The 14,651-nt window shown below is 58.8% G+C and carries 14 protein-coding genes; 12 read left to right on the forward strand and 2 right to left on the reverse strand.

The genetic code is table 11. The annotated features are described in order from the left end of the window. The first annotated feature begins 9 nt into the window (after positions 1-9). The 9 genes from dnaK to IRT44_RS12505 all read left to right on the forward strand — a co-directional run bounded on the left by dnaK (position 10) and on the right by IRT44_RS12505 (position 8,583). Entirely contained in the window at positions 10-1,848 is a 1,839-nt protein-coding gene (dnaK, locus tag IRT44_RS12465; RefSeq protein WP_212132406.1) for a molecular chaperone DnaK, read from the forward strand. Positions 1,849-1,957: 109 nt separating this feature from the next. Continuing rightward, positions 1,958-3,088 carry a molecular chaperone DnaJ gene (dnaJ, locus tag IRT44_RS12470; protein WP_171565337.1) on the forward strand — a complete coding sequence of 377 codons (1,131 nt, stop codon included), beginning with the start codon at positions 1,958-1,960 and terminating at the stop codon, positions 3,086-3,088. Positions 3,089-3,153: 65 nt separating this feature from the next. Continuing rightward, complete coding sequence (gene prmA, locus IRT44_RS12475; RefSeq protein ID WP_171565336.1) at positions 3,154-4,095, forward strand: 50S ribosomal protein L11 methyltransferase; 942 nt, start codon at positions 3,154-3,156, stop codon at positions 4,093-4,095. 18 nt (positions 4,096-4,113) lie between these two features. Continuing rightward, positions 4,114-4,857: a 16S rRNA (uracil(1498)-N(3))-methyltransferase gene (locus IRT44_RS12480; RefSeq protein ID WP_171565335.1), complete on the forward strand. Its 744-nt coding sequence runs from the start codon at positions 4,114-4,116 to the stop codon at positions 4,855-4,857. Positions 4,858-4,903: 46 nt separating this feature from the next. Continuing rightward, on the forward strand, positions 4,904-6,262 hold the full coding sequence (gene mtaB / locus IRT44_RS12485; protein ID WP_171565334.1) for a tRNA (N(6)-L-threonylcarbamoyladenosine(37)-C(2))-methylthiotransferase MtaB: 1,359 nt from the start codon (positions 4,904-4,906) through the stop codon (positions 6,260-6,262). Further along, positions 6,259-6,687: an NUDIX hydrolase gene (locus tag IRT44_RS12490; protein ID WP_171565333.1), complete on the forward strand. Its 429-nt coding sequence runs from the start codon at positions 6,259-6,261 to the stop codon at positions 6,685-6,687. Before mtaB ends, IRT44_RS12490 begins: the two co-directional genes overlap by 4 nt. A gap of 5 nt (positions 6,688-6,692) precedes the next feature. Next, a complete protein-coding gene (gene deoC / locus IRT44_RS12495) occupies positions 6,693-7,358 on the forward strand; it encodes a deoxyribose-phosphate aldolase (protein WP_171565332.1) in 666 nt (221 codons plus the stop codon). 174 nt (positions 7,359-7,532) lie between these two features. Then, positions 7,533-7,925 carry a CidA/LrgA family protein gene (locus tag IRT44_RS12500; RefSeq protein ID WP_171565331.1) on the forward strand — a complete coding sequence of 131 codons (393 nt, stop codon included), beginning with the start codon at positions 7,533-7,535 and terminating at the stop codon, positions 7,923-7,925. After that, complete coding sequence (locus IRT44_RS12505; protein WP_171565330.1) at positions 7,918-8,583, forward strand: LrgB family protein; 666 nt, start codon at positions 7,918-7,920, stop codon at positions 8,581-8,583. Before IRT44_RS12500 ends, IRT44_RS12505 begins: the two co-directional genes overlap by 8 nt. Before the next feature lie 6 nt (positions 8,584-8,589). On the opposite strand, the gene IRT44_RS12510 is transcribed toward IRT44_RS12505, so the two are convergent. Further along, positions 8,590-9,474: a Na/Pi cotransporter family protein gene (locus IRT44_RS12510; protein ID WP_230077884.1), complete on the reverse strand. Its 885-nt coding sequence runs from the start codon at positions 9,472-9,474 to the stop codon at positions 8,590-8,592. A 204-nt stretch (positions 9,475-9,678) separates the two neighbouring features. Here IRT44_RS12510 and IRT44_RS12515 point away from each other — a divergent pair, with 204 nt between their 5' ends. Both IRT44_RS12515 and IRT44_RS12520 read left to right on the forward strand, forming a co-directional pair. Then, positions 9,679-10,974 (forward strand): class I SAM-dependent rRNA methyltransferase, encoded by a 1,296-nt coding sequence (locus IRT44_RS12515; protein WP_230076758.1) that lies wholly within the window; start codon positions 9,679-9,681, stop codon positions 10,972-10,974. A gap of 274 nt (positions 10,975-11,248) precedes the next feature. Continuing rightward, the gene (locus IRT44_RS12520; protein WP_212132439.1) at positions 11,249-12,706 is read left to right on the forward strand and encodes an alpha/beta hydrolase; all 1,458 of its coding nucleotides are present in this window, start codon (positions 11,249-11,251) and stop codon (positions 12,704-12,706) included. An 86-nt stretch (positions 12,707-12,792) separates the two neighbouring features. Here IRT44_RS12520 and IRT44_RS12525 read toward each other — a convergent pair whose 3' ends face one another. Next, positions 12,793-13,284 (reverse strand): hypothetical protein, encoded by a 492-nt coding sequence (locus IRT44_RS12525; RefSeq protein WP_171565327.1) that lies wholly within the window; start codon positions 13,282-13,284, stop codon positions 12,793-12,795. Between the two features lie 232 nt (positions 13,285-13,516). Here IRT44_RS12525 and IRT44_RS12530 point away from each other — a divergent pair, with 232 nt between their 5' ends. Continuing rightward, on the forward strand, positions 13,517-14,635 hold the full coding sequence (locus IRT44_RS12530; RefSeq protein WP_212132405.1) for a D-alanine--D-alanine ligase: 1,119 nt from the start codon (positions 13,517-13,519) through the stop codon (positions 14,633-14,635). Positions 14,636-14,651: the final 16 nt, after the last annotated feature.

Genomic DNA, 14,651 nt, shown 5'->3' on the forward strand with positions numbered 1-14,651 from the left:
ATATCCAGTATGAGTCGCGTTATCGGTATTGACCTTGGAACCACAAACTCTTGCGTAGCCGTGATGGAAGGCGGCGAACCGGTCGTCATCGCCAATGCGGAGGGCAGCCGCACTACGCCGTCCGTCGTCGCGTTTAAAAACGGCGAGCGGATCGTGGGAGAAGCGGCCAAACGTCAAGCCATCACCAACCCGGACAACACGGTGATCTCCATTAAACGCCACATGGGAACCAACCACAAGGTAACCCTGGAGGGCAAGGAGTACACGCCGCAGGAAATTTCGGCGATGATTCTGCAAAAACTGAAAGCCGACGCGGAAGCATACCTGGGCGAACCGGTCACCAAAGCGGTAATTACCGTTCCGGCTTACTTTAACGACAGCCAGCGTCAAGCGACCAAGGACGCCGGCAGGATCGCCGGTTTGGAAGTGCTCCGCATCGTCAACGAACCGACAGCGGCTGCACTGGCGTACGGCATCGAAAAAACGGAAGACCAAACCGTGCTCGTCTACGACCTGGGCGGCGGTACCTTCGACGTTTCCATTCTGGAGCTGTCTGACGGCTTCTTTGAAGTAAAAGCCACCTCCGGCGACAACCTCCTGGGCGGTGACGACTTTGACCAGGTGATTATCGACTACCTGGTAAGCGAGTTTAAAAAGGAACACGGCATCGATCTGTCCCAGGATCGCATGGCGATGCAGCGTTTGAAAGACGCCGCGGAAAAAGCGAAAAAAGACCTTTCCGGCGTGCTGACCACGACCATCTCGCTGCCGTTCATCACCGCGGACGCGACCGGTCCGAAGCACCTGGAGGTAAACCTGACCCGCGCCAAGTTTGAAGAACTGTCCGCGCACCTGGTAGAGCGCACCATGGGACCGACTCGCCAGGCGCTGCAAGATGCGGGACTGAGCCCGAGCGACATCGACCGCGTCATCCTCGTCGGCGGTTCCACGCGGATTCCGGCCGTACAGGAGGCCATCAAGAAATTTATCGGCAAAGAGCCGCACAAAGGGGTTAACCCGGACGAAGTGGTGGCGCTGGGCGCAGCCGTTCAGGCAGGCGTGCTGACCGGTGATGTGAAGGATGTTGTGCTGCTTGACGTAACACCGCTGTCTCTGGGTATCGAAACGCTGGGCGGCGTGTTTACCAAGCTGATTGAGCGCAACACGACGATCCCGACCAGCAAATCGCAGATTTTCTCTACGGCTGCCGACAACCAAACCTCCGTGGAAATCCACGTACTGCAGGGCGAACGTCCGATGGCAGCCGACAACAAGACGCTGGGCCGCTTCACCCTGTCCGACATTCCGCCGGCTCCGCGCGGCGTTCCGCAAATCGAGGTAACGTTTGACATCGACGCCAACGGGATTGTGAACGTGCGCGCCAAAGACCTCGGCACCGGCAAGGAGCAGCGCATCACCATCACGTCCAACTCCGGCCTGACGGACGAAGAGATCGAGCGCATGGTGAAAGAGGCTGAGCTGAACGCAGAGGCGGACAGAAAGCGCAAGGAGGAAGTAGAGCTCCGCAACGAAGCGGATCAGCTGGTCTTCACAACCGAAAAGACCCTGAAAGAAGTGGAAGGCAAGGTGGATCAGGCGGAGATCGACAAGGCCAACGAAGCCAAGGACAAACTGAAAAAGGCGTTGGAAGGCGGCAAGATCGACGAGATCAAGACCGCCAAGGACGAACTGTCCCAGGTCATTCAACAAATCTCCGTGAAACTGTACGAACAGGCCGCTCAAGCCGCTCAGGCAGCACAAAACGCGGCTGGCCAAGGCGCATCCGGCGAACCGAAAAAAGACAACGTCGTCGATGCTGACTACGAGGTCGTCGACGACAAGAAGTAACCGAGTGTGAACGAAAAAAAGTCAAAGTCACGGAATGCTGACTTTGACTTTTTTTCAAGTCAGTCACATGCTATGATAACAGTTGACTGTCATGGGAGTGATCGAGCAGATGAAACGGGATTACTATGAGGTGCTGGGTGTCTCCAAGGGAGCGGATGCCGACGAGATCAAGAAGGCGTACCGCAAGTTGGCGCGCCAGTACCACCCCGACGTCAACAAGGCGCCGGATGCGGAAGAGAAGTTCAAGGAAGTAAAAGAAGCGTACGATGTCCTCTCTGACCCGCAAAAGCGTGCCCAGTACGACCGGTTCGGCCATCAAGACCCCAGCCAGGGCTTTGGCGGCGGGTTCGGCGGATTTGACACGTCCGGCATGGGCGGCTTTGGGGACATTTTTGACATGTTTTTTGGCGGCGGCAGACGGTCCAACCCGAATGCGCCGAGAAAAGGGGCGGATCTGCAGTTTGGGTTGTCGATTGACTTCACGGATGCCGTCTTCGGCAAGGAAACGGACGTGGAGATTCCCAAAGAGGCGGAGTGCGACACCTGCCGTGGCACGGGAGCGAAGCCGGGTTCCGGCATAGAGACATGCAAGACGTGCGGCGGCACCGGTCAGCAGGAAGTGGTGGCAAATACCCCGTTTGGCCGCATCGTGAACCGTCGCGTGTGCCCGACCTGCGAAGGCAAGGGCAAGGTGGTCAAGGAGAAGTGTACATCCTGCCGCGGTACGGGCCGGGTGAAGGTGCGCCGCAAAATTCACCTCAACATTCCGGCAGGCGTCGACGACGGAGCACAGCTTCGCGTCGCGGGCGAAGGCGAACCGGGCATAAACGGCGGCCCTCCCGGCGACTTGTACGTCGTGCTGCGGGTGAAGCCGCACGAGTTTTTTGAAAGGGAAGGCAACGACATCTACTGCGAAGTGCCGCTCACCTTTGCCCAGGCAGCGCTCGGGGACGAAATTGAAGTGCCGACGGTCGACGGCCGGGTTAAATTGAAGATTCCCGCCGGTACGCAGACGGAGACTTTTTTCCGGCTGCGGGGCAAAGGGGTGCCGTACCTGCGCGGAAGCGGCCGCGGCGACCAGCATGTGAAGGTGCGCGTCGTCACCCCGACCAAGCTGAACGAGCGGCAAAAGGAACTTCTTCGCGAATTCGCCTCCCTGTCTGGTGAGTCGATAAGCGGGTACGGCGTGGAAGATGAGGGTTTTTTTGAAAAAATGAAGCGGGCGTTCCGCGGCGAGTAGCCGGGAATCGCGTCTGTCAGCGAGACGTTGGCAGAACATGAGCAAAATTGGGGAGTTGGTAGTTCATGAAATGGTCGGAAATCAGTATCCACACGACAGCGGAGGCAGTGGAAGCAGTGTCCAACCTGCTATACGAGATGGGGGCCAACGGTGTCGTCATTGAAGACCCCGAGGTGCTGCATCGCGATTGGGATACGCCGTTTGGTGAAATCTACCAGCTCTCCCCGGATGATTTTCCGGACGAGGGCGTATTCGTCAAGGCGTATCTGCCGATGGATTCGAGTCAGCTGGTCGACGTGTTGGATGAGCTGAAGGAGCAGCTCAGCCACCTGACCGACTACGGTCTCGACATCGGCAAAGGCACGATTGCCGTCAATGACGTGCACGAAGACGAGTGGGCCCACGCCTGGAAAAAGTATTACAAACCGGTCAACGTCTCCGAGCGGATGACGATCAAACCGGTCTGGGAGGCATACGAGCCGAAGCGGCCAGACGAGATCATCATCGAGATGGACCCGGGCATGGCCTTCGGCACCGGCACCCATCCGACGACGATTCTCTGCCTGCGCGCGTTGGAAAAATACCTGCAGCCCGGCGACCGCGTCTACGACGTAGGGACGGGAACGGCCATCCTCAGCATCGCCGCCGTCAAACTGGGCGCCGACCACGTGCTGGCGATGGATCTGGACGAGGTGGCGGTCCGCTCCGCGGAGGCCAACATCGAACTGAACGGCGTCCACGAGCGGATCACCGTCCGGCAGAACAACCTGCTGGACGGAGTGGACGAGCAGGTCGACCTGGTGGTGGCCAATATTCTCGCAGAAGTGATCGTCCGCTTTACCGACGACGTATATCGCGTGCTGAAACCGGGCGGGGTGTTCATCGCGTCCGGGATCATCGCCGCGCGGGAAGCGGATGTGAAAGCGGCAATGGAGGCGTCCGGCCTTGAACTCGTGGAAACCATTTTCATCGATGACTGGGTAGCAATTGTGGCAAAAAAACGGTAGAATAGTGAGGTTGGCGAGATGCAAAGATATTTTGTCGAGCCACACCTCTTTTCCGAACAAGAGGTAACGATTGTCGGCGACGACGTTCATCATATCGTAAACGTGATGCGGGCCAAACCCGGCGAGAAAATCGTCGTGTGCGACGGGGCGGGCCGTTCGGCTGTCGCTCAGCTCGTCTCCCTGTCCGCAAAAGAAGTGACAGCATCGATCGTCCAGTTCCTGGACGAGCAGACGGAACTGCCGATCCGCATTACCATCGGACAGGGACTGCCGAAGGGCGAGAAGATGGAGTGGATATTGCAAAAGGGGACGGAAATGGGGGCGCATGCCTTTTTTCCGTTTACCTCCGAACGCACCATCGTCAAGCTGGACGCCAAAAAAGAGGCGAAGAAGCTGGAGCGCTGGCGCAAGATTGTCAAGGAGGCGGCGGAACAATCCCACCGGGCGGTGCTGCCGGAGATTCTGCCGCCTGCGTCGTTTCGACAAGCAATCGCGTCGGCCGCCGGTTACACGCAGCGTGTGATCGCCTATGAAAAGGAAGGCGGCTCTACGCTTCATCAGGTCTTTGCCGGCATGAGTCCGGGAGAGTCGCTCTTTGTGCTGATCGGGCCGGAAGGAGGCTTTTCTTTGGACGAGGTGAAGCAGGCAGAGTTGATGGGCTTTCAGTCCGTATCACTCGGTCCGCGCATCCTGCGCACGGAGACGGCCAGCCAGTACGTGCTGGCAGCCGCATCGTACCAGTTTGAACGCCTGGCCCCGTAGAGCGCGTAAGATGGGTCAAGGCTACTTACAGAAAGGAGGAAGCGCCATGTCTACGGTTGCTTTCCATACATTGGGCTGCAAAGTGAACAGTTATGAGACGGAAGCGATCTGGCAGCTGTTTAAGGCCAACGGCTACGAGCGGGTGGACTTTGAACAGGACGGCGCCGACGTCTACGTGATCAATACGTGCACGGTGACCAATACCGGAGACAAGAAGAGCCGTCAGGTCATCCGCCGTGCCATTCGCCGCAATCCTGACGCGATTGTCGCGGTGACAGGTTGCTACGCGCAAACTTCCCCCGGGGAAATTGCGCAAATCCCGGGTGTAGATATCATCGTCGGCACACAGGGCCGCGAGAAACTGATCGAATACGTGGAGCAAATCCGCCGGGAGCGCCAACCGATCAACGCGGTCAGCAACATCATGAAGGCGCGCGAGTTTGAAGAACTGGACGTCCCGTCGTTTACGGATCGCACGCGCGCGTCCCTGAAGATTCAGGAAGGCTGCAACAATTTCTGCACCTTCTGCATCATCCCCTGGGCACGCGGCCTGATGCGCTCCCGCAAACCGGAGAGCGTTCTCGAACAGGCCCGGAAGCTGGTCGATGCCGGGTATCTGGAGATCGTGCTGACCGGTATCCACACCGGCGGTTACGGCGAGGATCTGGAGAACTACAACCTGGCCAAACTGCTCGTGGATCTGCATCAGGTGGAGGGACTGAAGCGGATTCGCATCAGCTCCATCGAAGCCAGCCAGATTACTGACGAAGTGATTGATGTGATCAACAATTCGGATCGCGTCTGCCGTCATCTGCACGTGCCCCTGCAAGCGGGCGACGATGAGGTGCTGAAGCGGATGCGCCGCAAGTACACCACGGCGGAATTCTACGAAAAGATGGTGAAAGTGCGCGAAGCACTGCCAGGCGTCGCCCTGACAACCGACGTGATCGTCGGCTTCCCGGGCGAAACGGAACAGCAGTTCCAAAACACCTACGATTTCATCAAAACCGTGGGGTTTGCCGAACTGCACGTCTTCCCGTACTCCATGCGCACCGGTACGCCGGCTGCCCGCATGCCGGATCAGATTCCGGAAGAGGTGAAGCATGAGCGGGTCGCCCGACTGCTGGAGCTGAACCAGCAGCTGACGCTGGCATACGCCAAGCAGTTTGTCGGCGAAGTGCTGGAAGTGATTCCCGAACGCCCGTACAAGGAAGACCCGGACAGCGGCTTGCTGATGGGGTATTCCGACAACTATTTGAATGTGGTTTTCCCAGGCGATGCGTCGATGATCGGCAACATCTGCAAGGTCCGGCTGGATGAACCCGGCTCCGAATACTGCAACGGCACGCTTGTCCGCGTACTGGACAACGAGCGTCCTGTGCAACTGAAGGAACGGGCGATATGAAAGAGGTATCAGCGGGCGGCGTCGTCTACCGCTTTCACGACGAAGAACTGCTGCTGTTGCTGATTGAAGACCGCTACGGCAAGGTGACGCTGGCCAAGGGAAAACAGGAACTGGGCGAGACTATTGAGGAAGCGGCACTCCGGGAAGTGCTGGAGGAGACGGGAATCCGCGGGGTGCTCGGAGAAAAGCTGGACACGATTTATTACGACTACCAGCACGCAGTAACGGGAGAAGTGGTCAACAAGGAAGTCCACTATTTTCTGGTGGAGGCGTACACGACGGAAATTACCGTGCAGGTGGAGGAGATTAACGACGTTCACTGGTACACGCCGCTGGAAGCGTGGGCGCTCCAGCAGGAGCGAGGGTACCGCAACAACGACGACGTCCTGCGCAAGGCTTTGCAACATTTCGGGATCGAGGTGTGAGAAGGATGAACCTGAACAAGTACATTGACCATACCCTGCTGAAGCCGGAAACGACGGCAGCGATGATCGACAAGCTGTGCGCCGAAGCAAAAGAACACGACTTTGCTTCCGTCTGCGTCAACCCCACTTGGGTAAAGCGCTGCGCCGAGCTGCTGAAAGGCACTGATGTAAAGGTGTGCACGGTCATCGGGTTCCCGCTGGGAGCCAGCACTCCGGCGGTGAAAGCGGCGGAAACCCGTGACGCGATTGCAAACGGCGCTGCGGAAGTGGACATGGTCCTCAATATCGGTGCGCTGAAATCCGGCGATCTGGAGCTGGTAAAAGCGGATGTGAAAGCCGTCAAGGAAGCGGCTGGCAGCGTTTTGGTCAAAGTGATTCTGGAAACGGGCCTGTTAACGGACGAAGAAAAAGTGACCGCCTGCAAGCTGTGCGTTGAAGCAGGCGCCGATTACGTCAAAACCTCCACCGGATTCGGACACGGCGGTGCCACCGTGGAAGATATCGCCCTGATGCGCAAAACAGTGGGGCCGAATATTGGCGTGAAAGCCTCCGGCGGTGTGCGCGACCGCGCGACGGCGCTTGCGATGATCGAAGCGGGAGCGAGCCGCATTGGCACCAGTTCCGGCGTCGCGATCGTGACGGGCGCAAACGCGGGTGGCAGCGGTTACTGACACGTAAGGAAAGCCTGACCGTATGAGTGGTCGGGCTTTTTTCTGCAGGTGGGTCACACCTCTGCTCTGCAGGATGTGACAAAGTGTCTGAAGTGCGGATATTGGCAAAGTGAACCGCCTGACAAATCCCGGTGTAACCATATGGACAAAAACCGGGTGGAAGGAGCGCATCACATGAAAACCATCAAGGGCGTGTTGATTCTGCTTGCCTTTTTTGGAATGGGTACGCTGGCCAACAAATGGCTTCACGTCCCGCTGCCGGGCAACTTGCTGGGCATGCTGCTGCTGACGCTGGCGCTATGCACGGGACTGGTCAAGCTGGAGTGGGTCGAGACGGCCAGCAATCTGTTGATTCGGCACATGATGCTGTTTTTTGTACCGATTCTGGTGGGAGTGACTGCGTATCTCAAGTGGATTGCAGGCGACCCGTGGCCGATCGTTTCGTCGCTCGTGCTGGGTCCGCTCGCGGTGATGCTGGTGTCGGGTCGGGTCGTTCAGTGGTATCTGAACCGGCACAAGCAAAAAATGGAGCATCACCAACTGGAAGGGAGGATGCTCGATGTTTGACCAATTGCTTGCCGTTGCTGTCACACTGGCGGGATACAAGGCAGCGAGTGTGCTGGCGGAGCGCTTTCCCCGTCTGCAACCGCTGGTCGTGGCGACAATCTGCGTCTGGTTTGCCTGGTGGCTGATCGGCGAGGATTGGGAAGCGTACCGCGCCGGCGGGGAATGGATCTCGTTTTGGCTGGGACCGGCCACGGTTGCACTGGCTGTTCCGCTCGCCAAGCAGCTGAAGGAGTTCGTCCATATTTGGCGCGGCGTCCTGCTGGGTGTGGCGGCGGGCTGTGCCGTTGCGATCCTGACGGTCCGGCTGGTGGGATGGCTGCTGGGCACGGATCAGACGATGGTGCACAGCATGATGGCCAAATCGGTGACCACGCCAATCGCCGTGGAACTGACCCGCAGCATCGGCGGCATTCCGGCGCTGGGGGCCTTGTTTACCGTATTGACGGGGATCATCGGCGTCACCATTGCCCGTCCGGTCCTCTCCTGGGCGGGGATCAGGGATGATTGGGCAATTGGGATTGCCGTCGGCACCAGCTCTCATGCAATCGGCACAGCCAACCTGAACCGCGTCTCACCGGTGCAGACGGCGGCGTCCAGTGTGGCGATGATCTTGGCCGGTGTGGTGACAGCGCTGTACCTGATTCCGTTTTCCACGTAGACGGAGTTACCAGCGTCGTTTCCTGTCCGGCACCAGCCACTGGACGGCAGCGGCGATCTGCCTGGTAAACGGCAGGGCGGCCAGGGAGCACACCACGTTGAACAGGGTCTGGGCATGAGCAATTCGCATCGACGGGCTGTCTGTCAACAAGCTGCTGACCATGGCAAGCTGTGAAAGAAACGGCAGAAAGGCGAGAGCGCCTACCAGGTTGAACAGCGTGTGGCACCAGGCGACCTGGCGGGAAGCCGCATTGGTGCCGATGCTGGCGATGATGGCGGTAAAGCAGGTGCCGATGTTGGCACCCAGCACGATTGCCAGCGCCGTCTCCATCGAGAGCACCTGGTGACTCATCAACCCCATGGTGATGGCGGTCGTCGCCGAACTGCTGTGGATGAGCGCTGTAAACACCATTCCGGTGATCAGGCCGATCCAGACGGAATGGCGGCTTTCTAGAAACAGCGAGCGAAACGCGTCCGACTGTTCCAGCGGTTTGGCCATCACCTGCATGGTGTCGATCCCAAGAAAGATCAGGCCGAAGCCGGCCACCACCAGTCCGATGCAGCGGGTCAGACGGCGCGGCATCAGCCACAAGGCGACGCCGACCAGAAGCATGGGCACGGCGAACGTCTCCAGCCGAAGCGCGATCAATTCGGTTGTGAACGTCGTCCCTACATTGGTGCCGAGAATGATTCCCACGGTCTGGGAAAAACTGATCATGCCTGCATGTGTAAGCCCGATGGTAAGGACGGTGACGGCGCTGGAACTCTGCAGCACCATGGTGCTCAACAGACCCACCCAAAAGCTGTGGACCGGCGTGCGCGTGAAGCGTCCCAGCCAGTCCGCCATTTTCTTCCCGGCGAGGTTTTGAAAACCGGTGCGCATGACATACATACCCAACAGAAAAAAACTGAGACCGAATGTAAAGGGAGCGAGGATGGCAGTCACGGAGCGATCCTCCTTACCAGCAATGAGAACACCCTTCGCGCAGCCCGCGTGTGCCATCTGAACGGGCACCGTGCAGGCTGTCGGGAGGGATTGAATTACTATACGCTATGCCTGTACCAAGACGAGCATGACAAGGAGGAACCGAAAACATTGGCACGAGTGATTCTGCACAAGCACCGAAAAAAGCGGCTGGAAGCGGGCCATCCGTGGATTTTTCAATCGGAAGTGAAGGAGATTCAAGGAGAGTATAAGCCGGGCGACATTGTCGAGGTCACCAACCACCAAGGCCACTTCCTCGCCAAAGGCTACATCAATCCCGCATCACAAATCATCGTTCGCGTTCTGACGTACAATCAGGACGAAGCGATCGACTATGACTTTTTTCTCCGCCGCATCCGCGAAGCGGCCGCGTTTCGCTCCCGGTTCGTCGACAATCCGCGAGCATGCCGCGTCGTCTACGGCGAGGCGGACTTCCTGCCCGGTCTGATTGTGGACCGGTACGAAGACGTGCTGGTGGCGCAAATTCTCTCGCTTGGGATGGACGTGCGGCGCGACTGGATTCGGGACGCATTGGTGGAAGTGTTTCAACCGCAGGGCATCTACCTGCGCAACGACGTCCCCGTGCGTGAACTGGAGGGGCTGGACCAGAGCAAGGAAGTGCTGTTCGGGGAATGTCCGCGGGAAGTGACAATTACGGAAAACGGCCTGACATACATTGTGGATATCATCGAAGGGCAAAAAACGGGCTTCTTCTACGACCAGCGGGAAAACCGAGCCGCCATCGCCCCGCTGATGAAAGGCTGGGGAGAAAAGCACGGCATCACCCTGAAGGAGATGGACGTGGACGGCGAACAGAAGATCGTCCCCGTAGACCGGCGCGGCAAAGTGGTAAAAAACCCCTACTGGGACGGGGCAGAGGTGCTGGAGTGCTTTACCCATACCGGGTCGTTTACGCTGAACGCATGCAAGCACGGCGCGAAAAAGGTGACGGCGCTCGATATCTCCGAGCACGCCATCGAGACGGCTAGGCGAAACATCATGCAAAACGGCTTTTTGCACCGCGTCGAATTCGTCGTCGCCAACGCGTTTGACTACCTGCGCGAGTGCGTCGATGCCGGCCGCATGTGGGACGTGGTCATTCTCGATCCGCCGGCGTTTGCCAAATCGCGCGCGGCGGTGAAGAGCGCCTGCCGCGGCTACAAGGACATCAATCTGAACGGGATGAAGCTGGTGCGCTCCGGAGGGTATCTGGTGACGGCCTCCTGCTCGTACCACATGTCTCCCCAGCTTTTCCTGGAGACGATCCAGGACGCGGCGATGGATGCCCGTAAAATCCTGCGGCTGATTGAGTGGCGGGGAGCAGGCAAGGACCACCCACAGATCAGCGGAGCGGACGAATCCCACTACCTCAAGTTTGCCATCTTTGAAGTAAGGGATCGGCGGTAACCATCCGCTGCCAGGAGCGGCGGACAAAAAACGAGCGGCATGTCGCAGCAGCGCGGCATGCCGCCTTTTTGCGCCGTTCTTCCGTCGGGCAGCAGGGGAAACATGCTTCTCTGGCTGCTGCGGAACGGGTCATCCGCATACAGAAATGGCAGTTGCTGGAACGAATCGGCACTGGTAAAATGAAAGCGCTTCTCAGAAAGAAAGGGGAAGGAAGAAGAGGAGGGATTGAGAGATGAGCATGTCATGGTCGCGTCTTGTGCTTGCGGCGGCGCTGATGGTTCCGCTGGTCCCGGCCGGCCTGTCATCCGCCGGAGCGATCTCGGAACCTGTCGTACCGGGCGCGCATGGCGTGACGGTCACCCGCTTTGACGGCCAGGCGGGAAACTGGCTGACCACGCGCAACCCGCAGCAGTACGCGGCGGCTGTCCAATTCGGCAATCTGGGGCTGGTCCCGGCCGCGTGGGGCGGTTGGGAAACGATGTACGATCCGGCCGAAGTGACGGGCACACAAGTAAACGGCGCGTTTGACGATGCGCAATTCGTCATTCGCGTGCCGGATGAGTGGAACGGCAAGCTGGTCGTGTCCGGCATCCCGGCCACTCGCAACGAGACGGCCACCGATCTGTTGTTTAGCGATTACGTGCTGGAAAAAGGCTACGCCTTTGCGGCCATTGACAAAGGGACGCAGGGAGAAAGCGATCCCGCCGATCCGCTGGCCAAAGTAAAAAACGCCCTCGCGTCCGAGGAAGACTCGGTAGCCGAGTGGCATGTCCGCTTCCGGCAGTTGACCAAGGCGGCGCAAGCCTACCTGGCGGCGCATCATCGAGACCGGCTGATCGATCCCTCCGACAGTACACCCGCTGCCCGACTGGTCTCGAAACAGCATCCAATCCCCACGTACGCCATCGGTATTTCCAACGGCGGGTACGTGGTCCGGTACGCTTTGGAACACGATGATCCGAAACTGACCAAAGAGCCGCGGCTGTACGACGGCGGCGTCGATTGGGAAGGGGTGCTGTGGCGCGCTGACAGGCCCAACCTGATCACCACACTGACCGACGTCGTCAACCACGCGGAAGCGGCCATCTACGGCCAGGGCAACGAGCGGGAGCGCGCCCGCGCAGCCCTGTACCGAGCCGGTGTGCCCAAAGGCTCGGAGAAGCTGTGGGCCTATTACGACCAGATCTACTGGTTCCTTACCCTCAACATCTACCGGGACGAGTTTGACCCGCACGCGCCGAAGCGCTTGCAGTGGCCGGACTACCTGCGGTTCAACGCCGACGGCACCCGCGACCGTTCGCTGGACGGCATCTATCGCACCTACGATTTCACCAAGCGGCCGAAAAAAGTGAAAGAAGCGGTGGAGGCGATCGAGAATACGGGCAGGATTGACGTGCCGCTGATCTCCGTGTTCGGCACCTGGGACGCCCTGATCTTCCCCGAGGTACATGGGAACGCCTACCGGCGGTTGGTCAAAGCGGCGGGACGGGAAAACCTGCACCGGCTCTACCTGGTGGAAAAGGGCAATCATGTCGACGGCCTGGTCTGGAGCGCATCGGACCCGGACAAGGAACTTCAGCCGCTGTTACCGTACGTCCATCAATGCTTTGACCTGCTTGTCGGCTGGGTGGAAGAGGGCAGGCAGCCGCCTGAAAGCGGGACGATTTCTGCACCGCGCGATCCCCTGCGGGTGAAGGACATCCGGACGGGGGAAGAGATCGACCCGTACTGACACGCTGAGCGGACATATGCGTCCGCTTCTTTTTTTGTATCGACAAAAAAACGGCCCGCTGTCCGGCGGGTCGAAAAACGCTGCGGTCAGGCAAACTGTTTGTCGGACAGGATGTCGCGAACCAGTTCCAGGGCTCGTTTGATGCCCAGTTCCTTGCCGAGCAGCACCTGCCCCTCGGCTGAGCTGGCCGCCCTGACTTTACTCAATTCCTCCAGTTCGTGCGTCAGCAGGTGTTCCAGGATGTAGAGGCGCACCTGGCCGATCTCCCGTTCGCTCTGCCGATCCCGTTCCTGGTACTTGACCAGCGCCAGACTTTCTTCCACGTACTTGTCGATATCGTCTTCCAAAAAACGGGAAGCTGTGCAGATGATCTCGCGGTACTCGTCCGTTTGGGAGGGGATGACGCGCAGTGCGTGTCCGAGGTGGGCGAGCAGAAACTTGTGGAGCACGACGCTGTTGCGCGTGTAGGCGTTGTGCAACAGGGAGTACTCGCCCAAAAACGTCCCGGTCTCCTTGTCGTAGCGGTGCAGGAGCGTATAGGACGAACAGTACGTACAGAAGAGCAGATAGTCTCTCATGGACATTCCCCCTGCGTTGAGAAAAGTCTTCTGTGACGTTTTTTCACAGGATATGTTGGACGGCGGCTGCTTGTGCTTCTCCTGTCCCCTTGTATTTGCGGAAGGGATTGTGTATGCTGAATGGGGTATTTGCGCCCGGCGCACACCATAGGCGGGCGTTTGCATACCATGGGAGAGCAGGAGACGCGTGAACGCGCTTTTGCGCAGGCAAGGCGAAAGGAGCTTGGAGTTCATGGGGAACAAAATTCGGCTGGGGATTATTTACGGAGGGAAGTCCTCGGAACATGAGGTTTCGCTGCGCACCGCCCTGTCGATTATGAAGGCGGTCGATTTTGATAAATACGACATTTTGCCCATCTACGTGACGCTGGATGGAAACTGGGTGAAAGGGGAGAACCTCAGGGGCATTTTGCCGGAGGGTACCAACGAACTCCGCCTGACAAACGGGGCGGTGTCTGTCAGCAGCGAGGTGAAGATGGAACAGGTGGCTGTCAGCCGCACCTCGCCGATCTTTGGCGTCGCCCAGGAAGTGGACGTGATTTTTCCCGTCGTGCACGGCCCAAACGGTGAAGACGGCACGATTCAAGGCCTGCTGGAACTGGCCAACCTGCCATATGTCGGAGCTGGTGTCATGGCATCGGCAGTGGGCATGGACAAATGGATGATGAAAAACGTGTTCGCCCAGGCGGGACTGCCGCAGGTGAAATACGTGGGCGTGCTCCGGTCGCAGTGGGAACGTGACCAGGAGGGAATCATCGCGCGCATCGAGCAGGAACTGGGCTACCCATGCTTCGTAAAACCGGCCAACATGGGGTCCAGTGTCGGGATCAGTAAGGCAAAAGACCGGCAGCAGTTGATCGACGCGATGATGCTGGCCGCCAAATTTGACCGCCGGTTGATCGTGGAGCAGTTCGTCAAGGCGCGCGAGCTGGAAATCGGCCTGCTCGGCAACGAGGAACCAATCACCTCGGTCGTGGGCGAGATCGTGCCGGCCAAGGAGTTTTACGATTACGAAGCCAAGTACAAAGGCGCCGGCACAGAACTGCAGATTCCAGCCCGGATTCCGTCCCACGTGGCAGAGCGGATCGCTGAAATGGCCAAAATCGCATACTGCGCCCTGGATGCGTCGGGCCTGTCGCGGGCAGACTTTTTCTGGGACGAGGAAAACGACCAACTGTATATCAATGAAGTGAACACGATGCCCGGCTTTACGCCGTTCAGCATGTACCCGCTGCTGTTCCAGGAAGCGGGCATCAGCTACAGCGAGCTGATTGACCGGCTGGTCCAGCTTGCTCTGGAACGCCACGCCGACAAACAGCGAAACGTGGTGGATGCAGAAGAGTTGGAATAATGGGGAATGTAGAGGG

This window comes from Brevibacillus sedimenti (assembly GCF_020923495.1).
GTDB lineage: Bacteria > Bacillota > Bacilli > Brevibacillales > Brevibacillaceae > Brevibacillus > Brevibacillus aydinogluensis.